The following is a 25,046-nucleotide window of genomic DNA, read 5'->3' as shown; positions in this document are numbered from 1 at the left end:
CAATAGACCAAGAAAAATTATTGGATATAAAACACCTAAAGAAATGATGGATATTGAGCTGAAATTTGTAGCTTAGTAACATCAAAAACCTAAACGCTTTGTTGCGTTAGAACATTGAATCCAAGTTCTAAAACCAACAATACTTCTAACTTCATCTAAAGTTGATATCAAATTTTTAGAAAACTCAAAAGTCATAATATTACTTTCTGTTTTGTTCTCTCTTAAAAGATTATTGAAATGTTTCGTTTCAAAATTATAACCTATGGTTTTGTAATTAAAATCAATGAATTCTTCTTTTCCGTTTTCAAAAATAGTTACAGTAGAAGGTTAATGAAACATTCTATTTATTTTCACAATTGCATTTTCAAACGTAAAAATAGCATGTGTAGGAGTTTCTTCTAAAAATGAATTTTTTAAAATAGCTTTTGCATCTTTATAATTAAAAATAATATTACAGGTTGAGTCTACTCTGTTTTCAAAAAAAGTAGCATTTGCATCTATAGAATCAGGGTTTCCTAAAGAAGATAAAGCTGCAAAAATTGGATAAATCCCAATATCTATAAACTACCACCACCTAGTTCTTTTTTAAAACCTCTACTTTCTTTCTCTCCTGTAAAACGAAATCCAAAATCGGCTTCAAGTTCTTTTAATATCCCAAATTTTTCATTTTTAACAATCTCTAAAACGTATTGATAATGAGGCAAAAAATACGTCCATCATGCTTCCATTAGCAAAACGTTGTTCTCTTTTGCAACAGCAATTCTTTCTTCTACTTCTTGCATATTCATTGCAAAAGATTTTTCGTATAAAACTGCTTTTTATTTTGCAAACAAAGTATGGTGTGTTCTTTATGAAAACTATGTGGCGTTGCAATATAAACTGCATCAACTTCTGTATCTTTTGATAATGCTGCATATGAATTGTAGGCTTTTTTAATAGAAAATTTTTGTGCAAACTTATTTGCTTTTTCTTAATATCTAGAAGCTACAGTAACTAATTCTGTGTTTTCTAAAGTAGCTATATCTGTTGCTAATTTATTGGCTATATTTCCAAGACCAATAATTCCCCATTTAATGGTTTTCTTTTCCATTATTAATGAGTTCCAATTATTTCTAAATCATCAAACTTTTCTTTTGAGGGTATAAAAAACTGAAGTATAATCGCAATACCCATTACAAAAGCACAACCTAATAAATTCAACCATAAATACGGTAACCAATCTAGTAAATAGACTGCAATAATTATTGTTTGAGTTATTAATGCAGCTATAAAAACCGCGTTTCCTTTTACATACTTCACAAAGAAAGCTAACAAGAAAATTCCTAAAACATTTCCATAGAAAACAGAACCAATAATATTAACTAATTCTATTAAATTTTCGAATAAATTGGCTACGCAAGCCACAGAAATGGCGACAATTCCCCAAGCCAGTGTGAACCATTTAGATGCTTTTACATAATGTTCATCGCTCTTTTCTTCTTTTACATTTCGTCTGTACAAATCCATCGCAGTTGTACTTGCCAATGCATTTAATTCGGACGCTGTAGAAGACATTGCTGCAGATAAAATTACTGCTAATAAAAGCCCTATTAATCCTCTTGGTAAATTATTTAATATAAAATGAATAAATACATAATCTTTGTCATTAGCTTCTATTTCTTCATCTATCTTCTTAATAACTGCATTAGAAGCTGCTTTTAGCTCTAGATCCCTTTTATTTAAAGATAAAATTTGTTGTTTTTCTTCAATCTGAAAACCATCTACAAAAAGTGCTTTTTTTGTGTTTTCAATTTGAATGTGTTCTGCTTCTAATTTTTTATATTCTTCAACATATTCAGAATTTGCAATCGCTTCATTAACTGTAGGATTAAAATTTAAAGGCGAAGCATTAAACTGATAAAAAACAAAAACCATCACACCAATTAACAGAATAAAAAACTGCATTGGCACTTTTAACAATCCGTTAAAAATTAAACCTAACTGACTTTCTCTAACAGATTTACCAGACAAATAACGTTGAACCTGACTTTGATCTGTTCCAAAATAAGACAACATTAAAAAAGTACCTCCTAAAAGACCCGTCCAAACCGTGTACCGATTACTTAAATCGAAAGAAAAATCTAACACTTCCATTTTATTACTTGCGCCAGCAATTTCTAATGCTTTTGTAAATGTAATATCAGCAGGAAGCTGACTCATAATCATATAAAAAGCGATGACCATTCCAATAAAAATGATAATCATTTGTTGTTTTTGAGTCACATTTACAGCCTTTGTTCCTCCAGAAACGGTGTAAATAATTACTAAAAAACCAATAATTACATTCAATGTTAATAAATCCCAACCAAGAACTGCACTTAAAATAATTGCAGGTGCAAAAATGGTAATTCCTGCGGCTAATCCTCTTTGAATTAAAAATAAAATTGCTGCTAAACTTCTTGTTTTTAAATCGAATCTTCCTTCTAAAAACTCATAGGCTGTGTAGACTTTTAATTTGTGATAAATTGGTATAAAAACCACACAAATAATCACCATTGCAATTGGCAATCCGAAGTAAAATTGTACAAAGCCCATTCCGCTATGAAACGCTTGTCCTGGAGTTGATAAAAACGTAATTGCACTCGCTTGCGTTGCCATTACAGACAAACCAATTGTCCACCATTTCGAGTCGCTTCCACCTTTTATGTAATCTGTAACGTTCTTGCTTTTTCTGGTTACGTAGGTTCCATAAGCAACAATAAAAATTAAAGTTACCGATAAAATAATCCAATCTACTACATGTAATTTACTTGCTATTCCCATAAACTAAACAGTAAAATAATTTGTGATAAAATAAAAAGCTAAAATGTAAATTACATTGGCAACTAAAACCAGTGTATATTCTTTTTTCCAGATGTATTTTTGATCTTTCATTCTATATATTTTTTTGAAGCTATTTCCTGCTTTCGCTACTCGCTTTTTTTAGCTTGTTCTCGATACAAATTTTTTATTCTTCAAAATTTACTCGAACTGACACTAAAAAAGAGCTCAAACAAACCACTCAATCAGGGCTAAACTTGTTTACCAACTTTCTGTCATTCCTGCGAAGACAGAATCCAAACTTACTTATTATAAATTCCTGCCTTCGCAGGAATGACAAACTCAACTTAATTTTTTCAATTCAAACTTTGCAACTATGTAACTACTTTTCAACATCCTTCCCTACAGCCAACATATTGGCAAACAATTTATACGCACCAGAAACTCCAGCTGGTAATTCTCTAAAGAAACTTAAACCTGTATAGATGTAATTTCCTTTGCCATATTTTGCGATTAGTAAACTTCCGTTTTTTGCGGTTTCACCTTTGTCGTTCATAGACAAAATTGGTGTGTATTCTTTGCTCCAAGAACCAGGGAAATACAAACCTCGTTCTTGCACCCAACCTTTAAAGTCATCTTGCGTAATTTTATTAGGATAATTTAAAAGAGAATGATACTCATCTAAAATTCTTACTTGTGCAAATTCATCAGTAACTCTATCTCTAGATAATTTTAATCCAAAAGGTGCACCAACATCTACTCTTCTATTGGTATTGTATTGCACAATCATATTTCCACCATTTTCTACATATTCTAGCAAGAATTTTTGCTTGAATTTTAATTCTTTTACAACATTATATGCTCTAATTCCTAAAACAATTGCATCATAAGAATGTAAATTACCTCCATTTATTTCAGACGGGTTTATTTCTTCTACTTCATAACCAATTTGTCTTAAATTATCTGGCACAACATCTCCAGCACCTTTTATATAACCTATTTTGTTTCCTACTTTTTTGATGTTTAAACGAACAACCTTCGCTTCAGAATTTAATAAAACAGATTGTTTTGGTATGTGATTGTAATTAATTTCTACCAATTCTTTTTTATATGTTTTTCCATTGGAAGTTGCCACAACCTTTAGCGTTCCTTCAGATTGATTTTTTGGCGGAGTTACTAAAAATTCAACCGTCAGTTTATCGTTTTTTTGCTGAATATTAAAATCAATTTCTTTCGGCGATACTTTCCAATTTTCTGGAACATTTAAACGTATTTTTCCAGAAACATTGTTTGCTCCTGCTCTTACTTCCACAGAAACTTTTTGAACTTCATCATCAGAAAAAATAAGTACTTTGTTTTTTAATTTTGTGGTAATTAAAGGTAAAATCTCAAAAGGTTCGTAAATTTCTCCTTTATCTCTTTCAGAATACCTTCTAACAACGTTTTTTGTAATGGTAATAGCAACTTCATCAATTATCAAATTGAAATCTATTTTTGCTGGTCTTGACGTTTCTGGTTTTCCTATTAAGTTTTGATTTTCGACATTGTACATTCCTAAAGTTGCTTCTTTTCGCAACCAATAAGGATCTGAAAACTGATTCGTTTTAATAGTAATTATTTCTTTAAAATTGATTCTTTTATTCGTTTCTAAATCCAATTCTTTTGAAATTGTTTTATTATCAATCGTAGAATTTATTGATGTCAATTCAATATTGACTTCACTCCTATTCAACACTTCAATATTTACATCAATTGATGAATTTGGAGTTGCAGAAGAGCTAATTGCAGAAGCTTCTAAATACAAACCTGCACAAGCTTCAATAATTTCTTTAATTTGCTTTTCTTTAATTTTTCGCCAATGAGAATCTTCTAACTTCTGAATTAATTGATACGCTTCCATCAATTGTGACAAATGTTTAGACGGTTTTACAAAATCGAAATTATTTTCAACTTCATATAAAATCTCACCAATTTCGCCTCCGTTTTTAAGACGATTCCAAGTGGTATTTATTCCAGAAAAAACATCGTTTTTATCTTTTGGTCTGTCTCCTTTTAAAAACTCAATATATTCTTTCTGACTTCCTCTTGTAGTAACTCTTCCAAAACCCTGACATAGATGTTGGCTACTTGCCATCGATGCTAATTCGTTATTAGACAATCCTTTTAACGGATAATACACACCAACATCAAACTTTGTAAATTCTTTTGCTACTTCTTCAAACTTCGCTTTATCTCTATAAAACCAAGAAGAAGTATTATGAAACAAACGTTTTGGCTGCCACGTTTCTGTATATTTTAACTGTTCAGAGTATTTAGTTTTATCACCAACCAAATCAAAAGCTTCTACACTTAACATTGCAGAACTTGTATGATGCCCATGTGTTGTACCAGGAGTTCTATGATTAAATCGATTGATAATTACATCTGGTTTAAAGGTTCTAATTGCCCAAACAACATCGCTTAAAACTTCCTTTTTATTCCAAATCTTTAAAGTTTCATCTGGGTGTTTAGAATACCCAAAATCATTTGCTCTTGTAAAAAATTGTTGTCCGCCATCAATTCTTCTTGCCGCTAACAATTCTTGCGTTCTAATTACACCTAACAATTCTCTAATTTCTGGGCCAATTAAATTTTGTCCTCCATCTCCACGAGTTAAAGATAAATACCCCGTTCTTGCTTTTACATTATTTGCTAAATAGGCAATTAAACGCGTATTTTCATCATCTGGATGCGCAGCAATGTACAATGCCGTTCCTAAAAAATTTAATTTTTGAATTTTCTCAAAAACCTGATTTGTGTTTAATTTTTGAGGTTTTTGTGCAAATATTGAAATTGAAATTAGCAAAAGTGCAGAAATTGAAAGTAAAAGTTTTTTCATTTTTGAGTGTTGATAACAAACAAATGTAGTTTTTTAAAAGATAAAATAGAATCTCTTAACATAATTATAACGTTTCAAAAATCATCAACAAAATGCTCATAACCTGTTGATAAATTAATTTTTAAAATCAGTTAATAAGGTTATATTTGTAAATCAAATTAAGAAAAAATAGTATATGAAATTTATTGTATCTAGTTCGCAATTATTAAAACAACTACAAGTTTTAGGTGGCGTTATAAATAGTAACAACACATTACCAATTTTAGATAATTTTTTATTCGAATTATCTGAAAATGAACTAAAAGTTTCTGCATCAGATTTAGAAACAACTATGAGTTCTGTGGTTGAAGTAGAAAGTGAAAGCTCTGGTTCTATTGCTGTATCTGCTCGTTTATTATTAGATACTTTAAAAACATTTCCAAATCAGCCTTTAACTTTTAAAACAGAAGGAGATAATACCATAGAAATTAGTTCTGATCAAGGGAAATATGATATGGCATATTTTGGAGGAGATGAGTTTCCAAAAGCGGTTTCTTTACCATCGCCAAGTAAAACAGTTATACCCGCAAGTATTTTAGGAACTGCGATTTCTAAAACAATATTTGCTGCTGGAAACGACGATTTACGACCAGTAATGAGCGGTGTTTTCTTTCAGTTTAGCTCGCAAAGTTTAACTTTTGTTGCTACTGATGCACATAAATTAGTAAAATATACAAGAACAGATGTTACTGCAGATCAAACTGCAGAATTCATTATGCCAAAGAAACCTTTAAATTTATTAAAAGGAATTTTAGGTGGTTCTGATAGCGAAGTTACTATTGAATATAATGACGCAAATGCAAAGTTTACGTTTGATAATGTAGTTTTAGTGTGTCGTTTAATTGATGGGAAATATCCTAATTATGAAGCTGTAATTCCAAAAGAGAATCCGAATAAATTAACAGTAGATAGAGCTTCTTTCTTAAACTCTGTAAGACGTGTTTCTATTTTCTCTAGTAAAACAACACATCAAATTCGTTTAAAAATGGCAGGTACAGAACTAAATATTTCTGCGGAAGATTTAGATTTTGCCAACAAAGCAGATGAACGTTTAAGTTGCGATTATCAAGGAGACGATATGCAAATTGGTTTTAACTCTCGTTTTTTAAGCGAAATGTTAAACAATTTAAGTTCTAGCGAAGTGTTAATTGAAATGTCTTTACCAAACAGAGCAGGAATTTTAACACCTATTGATGGAACTGACGAAGGTGAACAAGTTACAATGCTTGTAATGCCAGTGATGTTGAATAACTAACACATTAAATTATTAGAAGCTTGTCATTCCTGCGAAGGCAGGAATTCAACCATAAATATTTATAAAACCACAGCTTTTAGTTGTGGTTTTTTGTTTATTTTTATTAAAAAATCTATTATGAATATTGAATACTCTCTTAATGAAAAAGCAAATCCTTATGAAAAAATTTCTGATAAAATTAAAATTTGGGATTTGATTTATAATAAATCAAAAAATAAGATAGAAAGAGTTGACTAAATTAAACTTGGTAAGATAATAGAAAATGATATTGATGAAAACCCAAGAGAAAATCATCTAATACAACTAACAGAAAAATGGTTAACTGATATATTTGGTTTTAAAAAATATTATTTACACACTAAATATATAAATATCTTTACATCAAAAATTAATGAGTTAAAAATTCACAATGCTCCTTATAGTGTTGATAATTTTACTTTAGGATATAGATTTTAATGAGAAAGGCAGTAATTCTTCATACTACAAGCCGATAATTAATTTTGTTAATGAATTGATTGATTTTCTATTTTTGATATAAAAACAACAATTTCATTTTAATAATCAAAGTTTAGAAATACTTAATAAAAATTAAGAAGAATTTATAACTTCTTAAAACTATTAAGTATGTGATTTTTATTTACTTTTATCAAATGAATTTCCTAGCACATTTATACCTATCACAAAACGACACCAATATTATGATTGGTAATTTTATTGCAGATCATATTAGCGGTAATAATTACAACGGTTTTTCTAAAGAAATTCAGCAAGGTATTTTTCTACACAGAGAAATAGACACCTTTACTGATGCGCATGAAGTTGTTAGGAAAAGTAAACGAAGATTACACGAACGTTACAAACATTATGATGGTGTTATTATCGATATTTTTTACGATTATTTTTTAGCAAAAAACTGGAGTGATTATTCTGCAATTCCATTAGATGTTTATACAAATTCCATTTATAATTTATTTGATGAAATAAAAGAAGAATTGCCTATAAAATCTCAAAACTTCATAAAATATATGATTGAGTATAACATTCTATTCAATTATAAAAATAAAGAAGGAATTGAAAAAGTTCTAAAAGGTGTAAATCAAAGAACAAAAGGAAAATCTAAAATGGATTTAGCCATAAAAGACTTAAATGCCTTAGAAACAGAATTAGAGGAAGATTTTACTTTGTTTTTTAAAGATTTAATTGAACATACAAATAAGAAAATAAAAGAACTTCCTGTCATTTCTTAAAAAGAGAAAGTAAGAATCTAAAAAATAATAAATACATGTAATTATTAAGACAAATGACCTATTTTTAATTTTCGTAAAAACTTAAATTGTTTGAAACGACAAGAATCCAAAGAACGTAGTGGTCTGGATTAGATAGGTAAATATAATGTAGCGTTTAAAAAAATTAAAATCAGTCTAGGTTTTTGTTTCTTTTCATCAATGGAAAAGAAAAAATGAAAACAAAAAAAATATAATTTAATATGAAAAAATTAATTCTACTCTTCACACTTTCTTTACTAATAACAAATTGTAAAACATCAACCAAAAAAGAAAAAACAATAGGTTTAATAGCCGATAAAGCAATGGTAGTTTCTGCGAGAGTTGAAGCATCAAAAATCGGTTCAGCTATTTTAGAAAAAGGAGGAAACGCTTACGATGCAATGATTGCTACACATTTAGCATTGGCGGTTGTTTACCCTGTTGCTGGTAATATTGGCGGTGGTGGTTTTATGGTTTATAGAAATAATGACGGTACAAAAGGCGCTTTGGATTTTAGAGAAAAAGCACCAATTACTGCGCATAAAGACATGTATTTAGATTCTCTAGGAAATGTAATCGATAAAAAAAGTACTTTAGGTGCTTTTGCAGTCGGAATTCCTGGTTCTGTTGCTGGACTTTTTGAAGTACATGAAAAATTTGGAAGCTTGCCTTTTAAAGAATTGATTCAGCCAGCTATAGATTTAGCAAGAAACGGAATTACTGTTACTAAAAAACAAGCAAAATCTTTAAATAGTGCTACAAAAAGGTTTGAAAAAGTAAATACTTTTAAAACAGTTTTTAATAAAGAATGGAAAGAAAATGATATTCTTAAACAAGAAGAATTAGCACAAACTCTAGAAAGAATTCGTGATTTTGGAAAAGACGGGTTCTATAAAGGAAAAACGGCAGATTTATTTGTGAACTATATTACAGAATTAGGTGGAATTATTTCACACGAAGATTTAGAAAAATACAATGCTGTTTGGCGAAAACCTATTTCTTTTAATTATAAAAATTACACGATAAACACAATGACATTGCCTTCAAGTGGTGGAATTTGCGTGGCACAGATTTTAAAATCAGTAGAACCTTATAATTTATCTAAAATAGAACATAATTCAACAAAGTACATTCAACTTATAACAGAAGCAGAAAGAAGATCTTATGCTGATAGAGCTCACTTTTTAGGTGATATCGATTTTATAAATGTTCCTATTGATAGTTTAACAAATCAAAATTACATCAACCAAAGAATGAGTTCTTTTTCTTGGGATAAAGCAACACTTTCTTCCGAAGTTTCTCATGGGAGAATATTGGGTTATGAAAGTGATGAAACTACACATTATTCCATTATAGATCAATTTGGAAACGCCGTTTCTGTAACCACAACTTTAAATACTGGTTATGGTTCTAAAGTAGTTGTAAAAGGTGCTGGTTTTATTTTAAATAATGAAATGGACGATTTCTCTAGCAAACCTGGTGTACCAAATGTGTATGGTTTGGTTGGTTCTAAAGCAAATGCAATTGCACCTGAAAAAAGAATGTTGAGTTCTATGACACCAACAATTGTAGAAAAAGATGGAAAACTAAAAATGGTTGTAGGAACTCCTGGAGGTTCAACAATTATTACTTCTGTTTTACAAAATATTTTAAATATTGCAGAATATAATATGGGAATGCAGGAATCCGTAGATCAACCACGTTTTCATCATCAATGGTTGCCAGATGTAATTAGAATGGAACCAAATGGTTTTTCAACTGAAACAAAGACAAAACTAGAATCTTTAGGATACGAAATTTTAGAAAAAAATTCTTTAATTATTGGTAGAGTTGATGCTATTTTAGTTTTATCAAACGGAAAATTAGAAGGTGGTGCAGATAAACGAGGAGATGATGCTGCTGTTGGATTTTAATTGGCAGTTAGCAGTTAGCAGTTAGCAGTTAGCAGTTAGCAGTTAGCAGTTAGCAGTTAGCAAAAATGAAAACTTTGAAACTTATAAAATGATACAACCATTCCACCTAGCAATACCAGTTCAAGATTTAGAAAAATGTAGAGTTTTTTACAGAGATATTTTAAATTGTGAAGAAGGTCGTTCTACTGAAGTTTGGGTAGATTTTAATTTCTTCGGGCATCAATTGGTTATTCATCAAAAAGAAGGGTATCAACCAACAGAATCTGTAACAAATTCTGTAGATGGACATGATGTTCCGGTTCCGCATTTTGGAGTTATTTTAACTTGGGAAGATTGGCATTCTTTAACTGATAGATTAAAAGCTGCAAACACAAAATTTGAAATAGCACCTTGCATTCGTTTTGAAGGAAAAGTTGGTGAACAAGCAACGATGTTTTTTAATGACCCAGAAAATAATGCTTTAGAATTTAAAGCTTTTAAAGATATGAGTAAAGTTTTTGCGAAATAATGAAATTGAGAAGAAACATAAATATAATAATCTTTAGCTTTTTAATCATTTCAAATTTATTTTTTATAAAAATAAATTTTGATTTATATATTGAATATGTTTATGCAGATGGAAAGAAAAGAGCTTTATATGGTTTACAGTATTTAAAATACTTTTATTTAATTTATATTTTTGCTGTTGAAGTTTTTACTTTTTTATTTATTCTAATATCTAATGAAAATAAGATGATAAAACTGTTTTCATTTCTATTGATATTACTATCAACTGTATTAATTTTTATCGAGCCCTGGAAATGGTTTATTTAAAACTATGAAATTATCAGAAACTCATATTGTACAGAAACTAGAAAAACCAATTCGTTTTCAAGAATATGGAGTTGGTGTTTTTAATACAATTCCTACAAAATCTGGTATAAAAAAAGCAATCAAAAAAGAGCATATTTTTATTAACGGAGTTTTAGCAACAACATCTAAATATATTTCTGGTGGAGAAAAAATAGAATTGTTTGAATCAGAAAATTCTTCAACATTTGAAAGATTAGAATTAAAACTAGACGTTTTATTTGAAGATGATTATTTAGCAATTATATACAAACCTGCAGGTATTTTAGTAAGCGGAAATAAATTTGTAACCATTGCAAATGGATTAACTCAAAATCTTAAGAAAAGCAATTTAGTTGATGCTGTAAAACCACAACCAATTCACAGATTAGATTACCCAACAAGTGGTGTTTTATTAATCGGAAAAACAAGTTCTTCAATTACAGAATTAGGAAAACTATTTAAAAACAAAGAAATTCAGAAAACATATTTTGCGGTTGTTATTGGTAAAATATGTAAAGGAGGAATTATTAATTTAAACGTTGATAATAAAAATGCATACACAGAATTTGAAGTTTTAAATTTTGTAATATCTAAACGCTTTGAGTTTCTTAATTTGGTGAAATTACAGCCAAAAACTGGAAGAAAACATCAATTAAGAAAACATTTAACTGCAATTGGAAATCCTATTTTAGGAGACAAAGAATATTTTATTGAAGATACGATTTTAAACGGAAAAGGATTGTATTTACATGCTTCGAGTTTAGAGTTTGTACATCCGTTTATGAAAGAGAAAATCTCTGTTACAAAAGAACTTCCGAAGAAATTTACGAAGATTTTTCCTGAAGTTTAAAACTAAAAAACATCTCGAAACGATTTTGTGACAGCAAGAAAAACAGAACTAATAAACACGTTGTCAGTTCGAGTGAAATTTTTTTTTCAGAAATTTTGTATCGAGAACATTTTAAGTTGAAACTATTTCCTTCATAGTTTTAGAAAGTCTATTTATTAACTCATTAATTTCTGTTTCATTATAAGTTGCAAATCCCATTCTTATAGAATTATGATTCGAATTGTTAGGATCATAACGTTGCCAATTTCCTATTTCTAATTTGTGCTTTTGAGCAACTTCAACAATTGTTTTCCAAGAATATTTTTTATTTAAGGTAACCCAAACTGCCATTCCTCCTTTTGGAGTTTCAAAAGAAAAAATAGTAGAAAAATGTTCTTTTAAAAGCTGACAAAACAAATCTCTTCTTGTTTTATAAACTTTCATTACTTTCTTAATGTGTCTATCTAAATCACCATTTTTAATAAATTCTTCAAAAGTTAATTCTAACAAAGCATCACCTTGTCTATCTATAATTCTACGTTGATTTACAGCTTCATTTACAAATGCTTTTGGCGCAATTAAATAACCAATTCTAAAAACCGGTGCAACTGTTTTACAAACAGAACCAATGTAAATTACGTTTCCATTTACATCATGACTTGCCAATGGTAAAATTGGCGAATGATTATAATTAAAATCATAATCGTAATCATCTTCTATAATTGCAAAATTGTATTTTTTTGCTAAATTTAATAAATGAATTCTTCTTTCTGCAGATAAAGTAACCGTTGTTGGATGATGATGATGAGAAGTTACATACACAGCTTTAATAACATTTTTCTTACAAAGATTCTCTATTTCTTGGGTTACCAATCCGTTTTCATCTACAGAAATTCTTACTAAATTCGCTTTTCGTTCTAGAAAAGAATTATCAGCAGAAGTGTAATTTGTTTTTCCAATAATAATTTTATCATCTTTATTTAATAACAATTTAGAAGATAAATAAATGCCCATTTGACTTCCTCGAGTAATTAAAATATTTTCGAAACTTGTGTTTAATCCTCTTGTATTATTTAAATATTCTGATAACGTTTTACGCAGTTTTTCATTTCCAAAAGCAGAACCATATGACATTTCTTTATAAATAAGTTTCCGACTCGAAATTCTTCTATAAATTCTAGCTAAATCTTCTGTCGGCGTTAATCTTGTATCAGAAACACCATCATTTAAATACATAAAATCAACTTTCTTTACAGGAATTTTTCTCTCTAAATTTTCATTCTTATAAAAATTAAATCCAATTTTAGAATTTACTTTTTTAACAACAGATTTTACAAATTCTTGCTGGAATAGTTCTGGCAAATTTGCATGCACAAAAGTTCCTTTTTTAGCAATACTTTCTATCCAACCTTGTAATAATAACTCATCATAACATGCCACAACTGTTTTTCTATGAACACCTAATAAATCTGCTAAAGTTCTGCTACCTGGTAATTTTGTTTTTGGCGATAATTTTCGTTCTTTTATCAATGTTATAAATTGATTTGCCAATTGCAAATACAAAGCTTGATTGCTTTTTCTAACTAAATGAAAACTAGTTTTATATGGAAACATAAACTGGACTATTATTTATTTTAATTCTGGACGATTGAAACAGTCCATAAATGTAGTAATTTTGAAATAACAAAACAACAAAATCATGATTAAAAAAAATTTACAATCATCAGAATACAACGGATATTACAAAAGATATATTGATAAAGTTCCTGAAACTACTGATTTAATTAGTGGTTTAGAAGTTGATAAAAAAATGGTGATCGATTTCTTCTCATCAATTCATGAAGAAAAATTAGAGTATAGATATCAACCAAAAAAATGGACAATTAAAGAATTGTTGCAACATATTATAGACACAGAACGTATTTTTATGTATCGTTTACTGTGTATTTCTAGGAATGACAAAACTGCTTTACCAGGTTACGAACAAGATGATTATGTTGCTCCTTCTGAAGCAAACGCAAAAACTTTAGAAGTATTAATTCATGAATTTACGATTACACGTTTATATACTATCAATTTAATAAACAGTATTTCTGATGAAAATTTAAGTAATATTGGGACTGCAAGTAACACTCCAATGTCTGCAAGAGCTTGTGCTTTTTTATTATTAGGACATAGTGTTTGGCACATAGAAGTTATTAAAGAAAGATATTTATAATGTTAGAAATTAGACCTAATTGCGAACATTGCAATAAAGATTTACCTAACACATCTACAGAAGCTATGATTTGTACTTTTGAATGTACCTATTGTAAAACGTGTGCTATAGAAATTTTTGAAAATGTTTGCCCAAATTGTTCTGGTAACTTTGTAGAGCGACCAATTAGACCGTCAAAATATAAAGAAAAATATCCTGCATCAAAAAAACGAATATTTAAACCAAAAGATTTAGAAATAGCAAAACTAAATACTGAAAAGCATAAAAACACGCACCCAAATAAAAGATAAAAAAAACATTGTTATCAACTAATAATATGAAAATATTAAACAGTACTAAAGTTGACATAAATAAAATATTTGAGTTCTATAAAATTGCAACCGATTTTCAAAAAACAAAGTTTAAAGTTCATTGGCCAGATTTTGACAGAGAACTTATTAAAAAGGAAATAGCAGAAAACAGACAATGGAAACTTATAATTGACAATGAAATTGCTTGTATTTGGGCTACTACTGAAAATGATCCTCAAATTTGGGAAAAGCGAAATGAAGACAAAGCAATTTATATTCATCGAATTTCTACAAACCCTAAATTTAGAGGTCAAAATTTAGTGAATGAAATTATTCTTTGGGCAAAAAAGTATGCAAATCAGAAAAATAAAGAATTCATTAGAATGGATACAGTTGGTGAAAACATTAGCCTAATTAATTATTATAAAAAATGTGGATTTGATTTTTTAGGGTTATCAAAATTAAAAAACACATCAGAGCTTCCAGATCATTATCAAAATGCCACAGTTAGTTTATTTCAAATAGCTATTTAATTCAATTTTAGAAAACGTATTCAATTAAAAGATAAAATGATAGAAATTAGAAGAGCCACAGAAAAAGATGCTGTATATATTTCTTTGCTAGGAAGAATTACCTACACAGAATCTCATGGGAAATACATAGAAAATAAAGCCTTTTTATTAGATTTTTACAAAACTCATTATTCAGTTTCTAAAATAAAAGAAGAGTTAAATGACAAAGAAAATTTATTTTGGATTGTCTTTTCAGATGAATTACCAATTGGTTTTGCGAAGCTTTCTATACATCGTAGCTACCCAGAATCTGAAGATATAAATTCTTGTAAACTGGAGCGTTTATATATTTTAAATGATTTTATTGCATTAAAAATTGGTTCTCAATTACAAGATATTATTCTAGAAAAAGCAATCGAACTAAAGTTTACAACTATTTGGTTGACTGCATATTATAAGAATACAAAAGGTATTCGTTTTTATGAAAGATATGGGTTCAACAAAGTTGGAAGCATCGATTTTTTTGTAGGAGAAAAAAATTATGAAAATCTAATTTTTGCTAAAAAACTATAAAAATGAAAGAGTACGAAAAATCAAAATTAAATAGAGTAAAAAGAGGTGCAAATAGAGCAACATACGATGTCGAAAAAATAAACACCATTTTAGACGCAGGGTTTTTATGTTACGTTGGTTATATTTATGACGGAAAACCCATCACAATTCCGATGGCATATTCTAGAAGAGAAGATAAAGTTTACATTCATGGTTCTACTGCAAATAGAATGTTGTTAGCCATTTTAGAAAGTGGAGAAACTTCTATAACAGTAATGCATTTAGATGGATTGGTTTTAGCGCGTTCTGGCTTTCATCATTCTGTAAATTACAGGTCTGTTACTATGTTTGGAAGCTTAAAAAAGATAGAAAAAGATGCTGAAAAAACAGAAATCTTAAAGTGGATTGTAAATCAAATGGTACCAAACCAATGGGATTCTTTAAGACCAATGTATCAAAAAGAATTGGATAGAACTTTAGTGGTAGAATTTACTATTGAAGAAGCTTCTGCAAAAGTGAGAGATGTTGGTGTTGCTGATGAACCAGAAGATTACAATTTACCTTTTTGGGCAGGAATTGTACCTATTAAGCAAGTCGCAGAATACCCAATTGCTGATAAAGGAAAACCACAAGAAATGGAAATTCCGAAACATGTTTTAGATTATTATGAACAAAACAAATAACGAATGATTAAAAAATGATAAATTAGCAATATAGTTTATCATTTTTTTTTATGAAGAAATTTTTTAAGATTTTAGGAATAATAGTACTTCTATTAATTGCTTTTGTAACGATTTATTATTTTGAAAATAACGAGAAACTTCCAGAAGGAAAACAAGGAAAAGATGCAGATGCATTGGCTATTAAAATGTTTAATGCAATAAACCACGAAGCTTTTGATAATACTGAAGTTTTAAAATGGAGTTTTAGAGGAGAACATTTTTATAGATGGTACAAACAAGAAAATATAGTTCATGTTTCTTGGGATCATTACAAAGTAACTTTACACACAAATGAACCCGCAAAATCTGTTGTTTATATTGATGGAAAAAATTCTGATGATCCTGAAATAATTAAGCAAGCACAAGCCTTTTTTAACAACGATTCTTTCTGGCTAGTTGCACCATATAAAATTTTTGATTCAGGAACAGAAAGAAGTATTGTAAACTATAATGGTAAAGATGCACTTTTAATAACCTATACTTCTGGAGGTTCAACTCCTGGAGATTCTTACTTGTGGATTTTAGACGAAAACCACTACCCTACTTCATTTAAAATGTGGACTTCAATAATTCCTATTGGTGGCGTTTCTGCAACTTGGTCTAATTGGAAAAATACAAAATCTGGTATTAAATTACCAACAAAACACAAACTCTCATTATTTGGTATGCAATTGCCAATGGGTGATGTAAAGTCTGAAAACATTAAAGCAGATAGTATTGCTAAAGAAATATTAAAAGCGATAAAACATGAAGCATACAGGAAAACTCGTTTTATAGAATGGAGTTTTGGAGGAAGAAGACATTATAAATGGAATAAAGAAAAACATATTGTAGACGTTTCTTGGGATACAATTCGTGTAAATTTACAACCAAATAACATTAAGAAAAGCACCGTTTTTTATAATGATAAATTACAACAGATTTCAGATTCAACGATTGTAAAAAAAGCAAATAGGTTTTTTAATAACGATTCTTTTTGGTTAGTTGCACCTCATAAATTATTTGAATCTGGTATTATTAGAAGTGTCCAAAAAGTAGATGGAAAAGATGCACTTTTAGTAAAATACACTACTGGTGGTTCAACACCTGGAGATTCTTACCTTTGGCTTTTAGATGAAAATAATGTTCCTAAAAGTTACAAAATGTATTTAAAAAATGGCAGAATGAATGGAACACCTGCAACTTGGCAAGATTGGATTACTACAGAAAGTGGTACATTGTTACCAACAAATCATAGTTTTGGAAAAGACAGAATTTTAAGTATGGGTCAAGTAAAAGCATATAATTAATGAAATCAAAAATAATAGCAAACGGAATTTTAAGAGCTTTAGGCATTATTATTGGAATTCTTCTTTTAGGATATTTTTTATACGCAATTCAATCTGTAATTATCTATATAATTATTGCAGGAATTTTATCTTTAATTGCGAGACCAATTATTATTTTTTTAAGAAGAAAATTAAAGTTTCCAAACACAATTGCTGTCGTTTTTACAATGACCTTAATGCTGGGCTTATTAGCTGGTTTAATTGTGATGTTTATTCCTTTAATTGCAGAACAAGGAAAAAGTTTATCCTTGTTAGATGTCAACAAATTACAAGCTAACGTTCAAGAAATATTTAACCAAATAACCGCTTATTTTTCTTCAAAAGGGATTGATGTATTAAGTGAATTAAAAAATGTAGATTTTATATCTCAATTTAAAGAAATACCTAATTTATTAAACTCTGTTTTAGGAACTCTTGGCTCTTTAAGCGTTGGTTTATTTTCAGTATTATTTATCTCTTTCTTTTTTATGAAAGACAGTCAATTACTAAAAAAAGGTGTGATGACAATAATACCAAATGGTACTGAAAACAGGTTTTCTAAATCTTTAGAAACTATTAATGATTTGTTATCAAGATATTTTATTGGCTTAATTACTCAAATTACTATTCTCTTTGTTTTATACACAATTATTTTATTAATTTTTGATATTGACAATGCAGTTGTAATTGCTTTTTTATGTGCGTTGTTAAACCTAATTCCTTATGTTGGGCCGATGATTGGCGCCGTAATAATGTTTGTTTTATCAATGACAAGTAATATTGGTTTAGATTTTCAAAATGAAATTTTACCCACAACCATTTATGTTATGATTGGTTATTTTATTGCGCAGTTAGTTGACAACTTTGCAAGTCAGCCAATTATATTTTCAAAAACAACAAAGTCGCATCCTTTAGAAATTTTCTTGATTATTATTATCGGAGGTTTACTTTTTGGTATTGTTGGTATGATAACCGCTGTTCCAATGTATACAGCATTAAAAGTGATTTTAAAAGAGTTTTTAGCAGATAATAAGATTGTGAAATCATTAACCAAAGACCTATAATTCTTTTGAATTCAGCCATCCTAGACCCTGAAGTTCAGCAATTTATTTCTGATAATTTAAAATCTGATATTACAAAACTGATTTTAAAAGGAAGTCCTTTTGATGGTATTTCAATACAAGAATTAGCGAATCAAATTGTTGCTAAACAAAAATCGACTTGTAAATTAGCAACTTGGTTTTCTACAGAAAACATTTATTATCCTGCAAAAATTAGTATTGAACAAACTTCTTCAGAAATAACTGCAGATTACAAATCTAAAATCGTTTCTGGTGAATCAATTATTGATATTACAGGTGGTTTTGGCGTTGATTGTTACTACTTTTCTAATCAATTTAAAGAAGTAACTCATTGTGAAATCAATGATAGTTTATCAACAATTGTAAAACACAATTATCAACAATTAAAGAAAGATAATATTGCAACTTTTTCTGGTGATGGATTACAATACTTAAAAAATACCACAAATAATTTCGACTGTATCTACATAGATCCTTCCAGAAGAAATGACATCAAAGGAAAAGTATTTTTATTAAAAGATTGTTTGCCAAACGTTCCAGAAAATATAGATTTTATATTCAGTAAAACCAATCAAATTTTACTTAAAAATTCTCCAATTTTAGATATTTCTAGTGCAATAAATGAGTTGAAATATGTAAAAGAAATTCATGTTATTGCTATTCAAAATGAAGTTAAAGAAGTTTTATTTTTATTAGAGAAAGATTACAAAAATGAGATTCAAATTAAAACAATTAACTTTCTAAAAATAGATTTTCAAAAATTTAATTTTAATTTACACGAAGAAGTATTTTCAAATTATTCTGAACCACTCACCTATTTGTATGAACCGAATGCTGCTATTTTAAAATCAGGTGGATTTCATCAAATATCAAGACAATTAAATCTTTTTAAACTACACCAACATTCTCACTTATATACTTCAGAAAATTTAATCGATTTCCCTGGAAGGGTTTTTAAAATTGAAAATATTATTTCGTATGATAAAAAGAAAATTTCAAAATTACTTTCAGAAAACAAGGCAAATATTACTACTAGAAACTTCCCGAAAACAGTAACACAAATAAGAAAAGAAACCAAAATTAAAGATGGTGGAAATTCCTTTTTATTCTTTACTACAAATATCGAAAACAAACTAATTTGTATTTTTTGCAGAAAAAATAAAGTTTAATTTAAGGAAGTTTAAAATCTATAACATTTTCATTAAGTTTGTATAGTAAGTATTACTTTCATTTTTATGCAAACAATAACGTATCAAGGATTAAAAATAGCATCCAAAAAAAGCACAACTGTTAATGACTCTTTAGTGGTGGAAGCACCGTTACAGATTAACATTAACAACGAAGCTTATACAGTTGTTATGAGAACGCCAGATAATGATTTTGAACTTGTAAGAGGCTTACTTTATGCAGAAGACATTTATAAGAATTCTACAAATTTTATTTTTGAAATTATTGAAGAAAAATACAAAATTCCATCAATAATAAATGTTACTATTTCTAAAGAAAATTTAGGGAAAGGATATTTAAATAAAAGAACATTATTGTCTGTTTCTTCCTGCGGTATTTGCGGAAAGCAAGAATTGAAGGATATAAAAGTTGAAGGGGAAAAACTAATTAAGAAGGCTACTTTTTCTTCAGAAATTTTGCATAAAATGTTTTCTAAAATGAAAGCTTCTCAAGAAGCGTTTAAAGCTTCAGGAGGTAGTCATGCAGCAGCCATTTTTGATAAAAATCAAGAATTATTAACCATAAAAGAAGATATTGGAAGACACAATGCTGTTGATAAAACAGTTGGCGATTTATTAAACAAAAACGCATTAAAAAAAGCAAATTATTTATTGGTTAGCGGTCGGGTTTCTTATGAAATTGTATCCAAAGCATTTATTGCAAAAATCCCTATTATAGTTGCTGTCTCTGCATGCTCTTCTTTAGCTGTTGATTTTGCAAAAGAATTCGGAATTTGCTTAATTGGTTTTACAAGAGAAAAAAAAATGACAATTTATTCAAATCCAGATTTTATAAAAAATTTAGAAAATGTCTAAAAAAACAAATGCGCAACCACCAGAAAAGTTAACAGGAATTCAATTAAAAAAAATTCCTACATCTGCAGTTGGCTTAAAAGCAATTACTTCTGCTATTACACATATTAAAGATGAAGTTGGCGTTATAAAAGGAATTACTTTATTAAAAAATATCAATCAAAAAAATGGTTTTGATTGCCCAGGTTGTGCGTGGCCAGATCCTGACACAAAAAGAGCTTTTTTAGCTGAATATTGCGAAAACGGAGCAAAAGCTGTTGCAGAAGAAGCGACTAAAAACAAAGTTTCTCCATTATTTTTCGCAACACATTCTATTGAAGAATTATCTAAATTATCTGATTATGAAATAGGTAAAAGCGGACGAATTACACACCCAATGTATTTACCTGAAGGAAAAGATAATTATGAAGAAATTTCTTGGAAAGCTGCTTTTGAAATGATTGGCAAAGAATTAAATTCTTTAAACTCACCAGACGAAGCCATTTTTTACACTTCTGGAAGAACTAGTAATGAAGCCGCATTTTTATATCAACTTTTTGTAAGACAATTTGGTACAAATAATTTACCAGATTGCTCTAATATGTGTCATGAATCTAGTGGTGCTGCACTTTCAGAAACTTTAGGAATCGGAAAAGGTTCTGTTACTTTAGAAGATTTTAATCATACTGATTTAGTAATTGTTATTGGTCAGAATCCTGGTACAAATCATCCAAGAATGTTAACTGCTTTAAGTGACACAAAAAAACATGGTGGTAAAATAATTACTATAAACCCATTACCAGAAGTTGGTTTAATTAATTATAAAGACCCTCAAAACCCTTTAAAATGGATTGGTAAAGGACAAGACTTAACCGATTTATTTCTTCAAGTAAAAATTAACGGAGATGTAGCTTTGTTAAAAATCATCTTAAAATTGATGAAAGAAAAAGAGGGCGAAAATCCCGGAAGTGTTTTTAATCATGAATTTATAAACGAAAAAACAGCAGGAATAGAAGATTTATTAGAAGATTTAGACATCTATTCGATTGATGATTTAATTAAGCAAACAGGATTATCTTTAGAACAAATAAAAGAAGCTACAGAACTCATTATCAACAATGAAAATATTATCATTTGTTGGGCAATGGGTTTAACGCAACACAAGAATGCAGTCGATAATATTCGTGAAATTGTAAACATTTTATTATTAAAAGGAAGTATTGGTAAAAAAGGAGCAGGAACTTGCCCTGTCCGTGGTCATTCTAATGTTCAAGGAGACAGAACTATGGGTATTTGGGAAAAACCCAAAGATTCTTTTTTAGACAATTTAGAAAAAGAGTTTAGTTTTAAAGCACCAAGAAAGCATGGTTATGATGTTGTTGATGCTATTGAAGCAATGCATCAAAAAAAAGCAAAAGTATTTTTTGGAATGGGTGGTAACTTTGTCTCTGCAACACCAGATACAGAATTTACAGCAGATGCTTTACGCAACTGTAAGTTAACTGTTCAAGTATCTACAAAACTAAATAGAAGTCATTTAATTACAGGTAAAGAAGCATTAATTTTGCCTTGTTTAGGACGTTCGGAAAAAGACAATCAAAGTTCTGGTGAACAATTTATTTCTGTCGAAAATTCTATGGGAGTTGTACATCAATCTCATGGACATTTAAATCCTTGTTCCGATAAATTATTAAGTGAACATGCAATAGTTGCAGAATTAGCAAATACCACTCTAAAGAAATCAACAACAAATTGGACTGAATTAGTTTCTAGTTATGATTTAATTCGTGATAAAATTGAAGCTACAATTCCTGGTTTTAAAGACTTCAATAAACGAGTTAGAGTAAAAGGTGGGTTTTATTTACCAAACAACTCACGAGAAAATAATTTTGAGCCAACACATACCGGTAAAGCTAATTTTAGTTTGAACAAACCGTCAGAAATTAGATTAGAAAACAATCAATTTATGATGATGACAATAAGAACACACGATCAATATAACACCACTATTTATGGTTTAGATGATCGATATCGTGGCGTTTTAAATGAGCGAAGAATAATTTTCATGAACCAAGAAGATATGATTTTACTAGGTTTTAAAAAATTAGATTTGGTAGATTTAACAAGTCATTTCAATAATGAAAAAAGAGAAGCAAAAGGTTTTTTAGTAATTCCTTATAATATTCCTAAACAATGTACAGCTACTTATTTCCCTGAAGCAAATGTTTTAGTTCCTTTACAAAGCAAAGCAGATATTAGCAATACACCAGCATCAAAAACAGTTATAATTACCATCAAAAAAAGATAAAATGAAAAAGTATATCTTCTTATTTTCAATCTTATTAATAAGTCAATTTTTATTTTCTCAATCTGAAAAAATTTCAGAAATGAAAACACAGAAAGCATTTGTAAAAATTGATTTTCATTCTGTAAAAATGCCTTTAGCAGAAATACCTAATGAACAAAATATGGGTTTTACTGGTATTCATTACAACTTAATGTTAAATGATTGGGCGTATGCTGGTTTAGGTATTTACGGTTCTGTGAGCGGGGCTAGAGGAGGTTTTTTTACTTTAGGTGTAAATGCGGGCATAAAAAAATATTTTAAAGAACAATTCTATATTGATGCTGGGTTTCATTTTGGTGGAGGCGGCGGACGAGGTGCTTTAGATGGTGGTGGTGCATTCATTTTACCTCACCTAAATTTAGGATATCAATTTGAGCATTTTTCAATTAATTCTGGCTGGAGTTATGTTAACTTTTTTGATGATGGAAATATAAAAAGTCATCAACTTAACTTTGGACTAGAAATTCCTTTAGATTATCATTATGCCGATTATGATTCATCTGAAAAAGAAATTAGTATTGAATCTTTATCAAAATCTAATTGGAATATTAATTCTAAAAGAAACTCGGTAATGCTTCATATTAATAGCTTAAAAATTAAAGGAAAAACTAAAGATACAGATGGTAATAAATATAATGGAGAGACAATAAAATTGGCAGGCTTTGAAATGGCTTCATACATTAATAAAAATTGGTTTGCATTCTTAAAACTAGATGGCGCTTTTGATGGTATTGATGCTGGATATATGGATGTTTTTTTAGGCGGTGGATATCATTTATCTCTGAATAAAAATCGTACAAACATTTTAGCAAAATTCGGAATTGGTGCTGGCGGCGGTGGTGGAGTAGACACTAAAGGCGGATTTTTAATTTATCCAGACATCTCTATTGAACAACAAATTTTTAAAGATATTTATTTATCCATAAATAAAGGTTTAGTGATGTCTCCTGATTCTTATTTTTACACTTCATCTTTAGGTTTTGGTCTAAAATATTATATTGATAGAAATGGTATTATTTCAGATAATGGATATACAAAAGGAAAGTTTAAAGGAATAGATGTCATTGTAAAACAAGACTTATATTTTAATGCAAAAAGAGGATCTAATCCAACAGAAAACCTACATCAGATTTCTATGCAAGTAAATTTAGATTTGAATAAAAATATATTTATTGCTGGTCAAACTTCCTTTGCAAATTTTGGAAATGCAGGCGCTTATGCTGAAGGTATTGTAGGTTTGGGAGCAAAAACAAACTTACTATTTAATGATTCTACTTCACTTTTTCTACAAGTTTTAGGTGGGGCAGCTGGTGGTGGAGATATTAGTACTGGTGAAGGTTTAATTGTAAAACCAAGTGCAGGTTTTAATTATCGTTTAAATAAAACGTTAAACTTAAGAACTTCTATTGGTTATGTAAAAGCAAAAGGAGGTAACTTAAGTAGCCCATTTATAAACTTTGGAATAAAATATAATATTTCTTTTTTAAAATTAAAATAATTATTTGTACATTTGCAAAGTTAATAACCCTTATTAACAATTACCCTCTCAAATAAATTTATAAAAAGTTCATAACATATAGAAAATTTATATGTCGTTCATTTTTATAAAAAAACTTAAAGCACCCTAACTTTATAAATATTTTTTATATGCTATTATTTACAATAGCAGCAGAAAAGGCTGAAAACTAAACTCCTCTACAAAGTTAGTCTCTGTTACTATAATAATAGTTTTTATTAATTATAAATTATTTTATTATGAAAAAAGCATTATTAGCTTTCACATTTGTAGGGGTACTATTAACAAGTTGCCAACCAGTAAAAACAGAATTAGAACATTATGAGTCTAATAAAGAAACTGTAAAGAAAGAATTTCCAAATTATCACATTACATCATTTAGACAGTTCAGTTATGTGTTTCATGTTTCAAACCCAGAACATGTAATCAAAGTAACTCTTAACAATGCTAGAATTGTTAAACAAGATACTTTAAAAACATTTACATCTGTTGTAAAAAAATAACTACTCCCACAAGTTAGTTTATAATGATATAACAATATAAATGTTACCCGTTGTGCATTTAAATAATACTAATTTTTAAGTTGTTAATATTTCTATCAAAAGTAAACTTATTAATGAATTGAATAATTGTTAATGAGGTTAATTTTGAGAGTATTCTAGTCTTAAAACCT

At 28.8% G+C, this 25,046-nt stretch carries 22 protein-coding genes and 1 pseudogene; 17 read left to right on the top strand and 6 right to left on the bottom strand.

The genetic code is table 11. From position 1 onward, the window contains the following. Positions 1-557: 557 nt before the first annotated feature. From V3V28_RS06025 to V3V28_RS06010, 4 genes are all read right to left on the bottom strand, one after another. On the bottom strand, positions 558-704 hold the full coding sequence (locus V3V28_RS06025) for a hypothetical protein (RefSeq protein ID WP_331364120.1): 147 nt from the start codon (positions 702-704) through the stop codon (positions 558-560). 80 nt (positions 705-784) lie between these two features. Continuing rightward, on the bottom strand, positions 785-937 hold the full coding sequence (locus tag V3V28_RS06020) for a Gfo/Idh/MocA family oxidoreductase (protein ID WP_331364122.1): 153 nt from the start codon (positions 935-937) through the stop codon (positions 785-787). Between the two features lie 155 nt (positions 938-1,092). Beyond that, entirely contained in the window at positions 1,093-2,802 is a 1,710-nt protein-coding gene (locus tag V3V28_RS06015) for a sodium:solute symporter (protein ID WP_331364119.1), read from the bottom strand. A gap of 379 nt (positions 2,803-3,181) precedes the next feature. Continuing rightward, entirely contained in the window at positions 3,182-5,677 is a 2,496-nt protein-coding gene (locus V3V28_RS06010; RefSeq protein WP_331364118.1) for a PIG-L family deacetylase, read from the bottom strand. Positions 5,678-5,852: 175 nt separating this feature from the next. On the opposite strand from V3V28_RS06010, the gene dnaN reads away from it, so the two are divergent. From dnaN to V3V28_RS05985, 5 genes are all read left to right on the top strand, one after another. Then, a complete protein-coding gene (dnaN, locus tag V3V28_RS06005; RefSeq protein ID WP_331364117.1) occupies positions 5,853-6,971 on the top strand; it encodes a DNA polymerase III subunit beta in 1,119 nt (372 codons plus the stop codon). Positions 6,972-7,621: 650 nt separating this feature from the next. Beyond that, on the top strand, positions 7,622-8,218 hold the full coding sequence (locus tag V3V28_RS06000; protein ID WP_442957522.1) for an acyl carrier protein phosphodiesterase: 597 nt from the start codon (positions 7,622-7,624) through the stop codon (positions 8,216-8,218). Between the two features lie 239 nt (positions 8,219-8,457). Continuing rightward, positions 8,458-10,149 carry a gamma-glutamyltransferase gene (gene ggt / locus V3V28_RS05995; protein WP_331364116.1) on the top strand — a complete coding sequence of 564 codons (1,692 nt, stop codon included), beginning with the start codon at positions 8,458-8,460 and terminating at the stop codon, positions 10,147-10,149. A gap of 88 nt (positions 10,150-10,237) precedes the next feature. Beyond that, on the top strand, positions 10,238-10,657 hold the full coding sequence (locus V3V28_RS05990; protein ID WP_331364115.1) for a VOC family protein: 420 nt from the start codon (positions 10,238-10,240) through the stop codon (positions 10,655-10,657). A 309-nt stretch (positions 10,658-10,966) separates the two neighbouring features. Then, positions 10,967-11,830, top strand: coding sequence for an RluA family pseudouridine synthase (locus V3V28_RS05985; RefSeq protein WP_331364114.1), 864 nt, complete (start codon positions 10,967-10,969; stop codon positions 11,828-11,830). A gap of 111 nt (positions 11,831-11,941) precedes the next feature. Here V3V28_RS05985 and pdxR read toward each other — a convergent pair whose 3' ends face one another. Then, positions 11,942-13,423: a MocR-like pyridoxine biosynthesis transcription factor PdxR gene (gene pdxR / locus V3V28_RS05980; protein WP_331364113.1), complete on the bottom strand. Its 1,482-nt coding sequence runs from the start codon at positions 13,421-13,423 to the stop codon at positions 11,942-11,944. An 85-nt stretch (positions 13,424-13,508) separates the two neighbouring features. On the opposite strand from pdxR, the gene V3V28_RS05975 reads away from it, so the two are divergent. The 12 genes from V3V28_RS05975 (at position 13,509) to V3V28_RS05920 (ending at position 24,876) form a co-directional block, all read left to right on the top strand. Continuing rightward, positions 13,509-14,027 carry a DinB family protein gene (locus V3V28_RS05975; RefSeq protein ID WP_331364112.1) on the top strand — a complete coding sequence of 173 codons (519 nt, stop codon included), beginning with the start codon at positions 13,509-13,511 and terminating at the stop codon, positions 14,025-14,027. Further along, positions 14,027-14,317: a DUF1272 domain-containing protein gene (locus V3V28_RS05970; protein ID WP_331364111.1), complete on the top strand. Its 291-nt coding sequence runs from the start codon at positions 14,027-14,029 to the stop codon at positions 14,315-14,317. The genes V3V28_RS05975 and V3V28_RS05970 overlap by 1 nt, the downstream gene beginning before the upstream one ends. Before the next feature lie 26 nt (positions 14,318-14,343). Continuing rightward, positions 14,344-14,850: a GNAT family N-acetyltransferase gene (locus V3V28_RS05965; protein WP_331364110.1), complete on the top strand. Its 507-nt coding sequence runs from the start codon at positions 14,344-14,346 to the stop codon at positions 14,848-14,850. A 36-nt stretch (positions 14,851-14,886) separates the two neighbouring features. Next, positions 14,887-15,402, top strand: coding sequence for a GNAT family N-acetyltransferase (locus V3V28_RS05960; protein WP_331364109.1), 516 nt, complete (start codon positions 14,887-14,889; stop codon positions 15,400-15,402). 2 nt (positions 15,403-15,404) lie between these two features. Beyond that, entirely contained in the window at positions 15,405-16,064 is a 660-nt protein-coding gene (locus V3V28_RS05955; RefSeq protein ID WP_331364108.1) for a pyridoxamine 5'-phosphate oxidase family protein, read from the top strand. A gap of 50 nt (positions 16,065-16,114) precedes the next feature. After that, positions 16,115-17,392, top strand: coding sequence for a hypothetical protein (locus tag V3V28_RS05950; RefSeq protein ID WP_331364107.1), 1,278 nt, complete (start codon positions 16,115-16,117; stop codon positions 17,390-17,392). Then, positions 17,392-18,474: an AI-2E family transporter gene (locus V3V28_RS05945; protein WP_331364106.1), complete on the top strand. Its 1,083-nt coding sequence runs from the start codon at positions 17,392-17,394 to the stop codon at positions 18,472-18,474. Before V3V28_RS05950 ends, V3V28_RS05945 begins: the two co-directional genes overlap by 1 nt. A gap of 5 nt (positions 18,475-18,479) precedes the next feature. After that, positions 18,480-19,661: a class I SAM-dependent methyltransferase gene (locus tag V3V28_RS05940; RefSeq protein WP_331364105.1), complete on the top strand. Its 1,182-nt coding sequence runs from the start codon at positions 18,480-18,482 to the stop codon at positions 19,659-19,661. A gap of 66 nt (positions 19,662-19,727) precedes the next feature. Continuing rightward, on the top strand, positions 19,728-20,534 hold the full coding sequence (gene fdhD, locus V3V28_RS05935) for a formate dehydrogenase accessory sulfurtransferase FdhD (RefSeq protein WP_331364104.1): 807 nt from the start codon (positions 19,728-19,730) through the stop codon (positions 20,532-20,534). Beyond that, positions 20,527-22,818: an FdhF/YdeP family oxidoreductase gene (locus V3V28_RS05930; protein ID WP_331364103.1), complete on the top strand. Its 2,292-nt coding sequence runs from the start codon at positions 20,527-20,529 to the stop codon at positions 22,816-22,818. Before fdhD ends, V3V28_RS05930 begins: the two co-directional genes overlap by 8 nt. Position 22,819: 1 nt before the next feature. After that, positions 22,820-24,355: a hypothetical protein gene (locus tag V3V28_RS05925; RefSeq protein WP_331364102.1), complete on the top strand. Its 1,536-nt coding sequence runs from the start codon at positions 22,820-22,822 to the stop codon at positions 24,353-24,355. Between the two features lie 257 nt (positions 24,356-24,612). After that, positions 24,613-24,876 (top strand): hypothetical protein, encoded by a 264-nt coding sequence (locus V3V28_RS05920; protein WP_331364101.1) that lies wholly within the window; start codon positions 24,613-24,615, stop codon positions 24,874-24,876. 58 nt (positions 24,877-24,934) lie between these two features. On the opposite strand, the pseudogene V3V28_RS05915 reads toward V3V28_RS05920, so the two are convergent. After that, positions 24,935-25,046: pseudogene (locus tag V3V28_RS05915) on the bottom strand (IS982 family transposase); the annotation flags it as partial.

Origin of the sequence: Polaribacter sp. (assembly GCF_036480315.1) — a bacterium.
Taxonomy (GTDB): domain Bacteria; phylum Bacteroidota; class Bacteroidia; order Flavobacteriales; family Flavobacteriaceae; genus Polaribacter.
Note: the sequence above shows the minus strand (reverse complement) of the source record. Positions and strands in the feature narration are given on the sequence as shown.

Coding starts and splice junctions, on each gene's coding strand:
- V3V28_RS06010 (WP_331364118.1), bottom strand. CDS start 5,677: ATGAAAAAACTTTTACTTTCAATTTCTGCACTTTTGCTAATTTCAATT.
- V3V28_RS05965 (WP_331364110.1), top strand. CDS start 14,344: ATGAAAATATTAAACAGTACTAAAGTTGACATAAATAAAATATTTGAG.
- V3V28_RS06000 (WP_442957522.1), top strand. CDS start 7,622: ATGAATTTCCTAGCACATTTATACCTATCACAAAACGACACCAATATT.
- V3V28_RS05975 (WP_331364112.1), top strand. CDS start 13,509: ATGATTAAAAAAAATTTACAATCATCAGAATACAACGGATATTACAAA.
- V3V28_RS05930 (WP_331364103.1), top strand. CDS start 20,527: ATGTCTAAAAAAACAAATGCGCAACCACCAGAAAAGTTAACAGGAATT.
- pdxR (WP_331364113.1), bottom strand. CDS start 13,423: ATGTTTCCATATAAAACTAGTTTTCATTTAGTTAGAAAAAGCAATCAA.
- V3V28_RS05990 (WP_331364115.1), top strand. CDS start 10,238: ATGATACAACCATTCCACCTAGCAATACCAGTTCAAGATTTAGAAAAA.
- V3V28_RS05945 (WP_331364106.1), top strand. CDS start 17,392: ATGAAATCAAAAATAATAGCAAACGGAATTTTAAGAGCTTTAGGCATT.
- V3V28_RS05955 (WP_331364108.1), top strand. CDS start 15,405: ATGAAAGAGTACGAAAAATCAAAATTAAATAGAGTAAAAAGAGGTGCA.
- V3V28_RS05925 (WP_331364102.1), top strand. CDS start 22,820: ATGAAAAAGTATATCTTCTTATTTTCAATCTTATTAATAAGTCAATTT.
- V3V28_RS05920 (WP_331364101.1), top strand. CDS start 24,613: ATGAAAAAAGCATTATTAGCTTTCACATTTGTAGGGGTACTATTAACA.
- V3V28_RS06015 (WP_331364119.1), bottom strand. CDS start 2,802: ATGGGAATAGCAAGTAAATTACATGTAGTAGATTGGATTATTTTATCG.
- ggt (WP_331364116.1), top strand. CDS start 8,458: ATGAAAAAATTAATTCTACTCTTCACACTTTCTTTACTAATAACAAAT.
- dnaN (WP_331364117.1), top strand. CDS start 5,853: ATGAAATTTATTGTATCTAGTTCGCAATTATTAAAACAACTACAAGTT.
- fdhD (WP_331364104.1), top strand. CDS start 19,728: ATGCAAACAATAACGTATCAAGGATTAAAAATAGCATCCAAAAAAAGC.
- V3V28_RS05970 (WP_331364111.1), top strand. CDS start 14,027: ATGTTAGAAATTAGACCTAATTGCGAACATTGCAATAAAGATTTACCT.
- V3V28_RS05960 (WP_331364109.1), top strand. CDS start 14,887: ATGATAGAAATTAGAAGAGCCACAGAAAAAGATGCTGTATATATTTCT.
- V3V28_RS05985 (WP_331364114.1), top strand. CDS start 10,967: ATGAAATTATCAGAAACTCATATTGTACAGAAACTAGAAAAACCAATT.
- V3V28_RS05950 (WP_331364107.1), top strand. CDS start 16,115: ATGAAGAAATTTTTTAAGATTTTAGGAATAATAGTACTTCTATTAATT.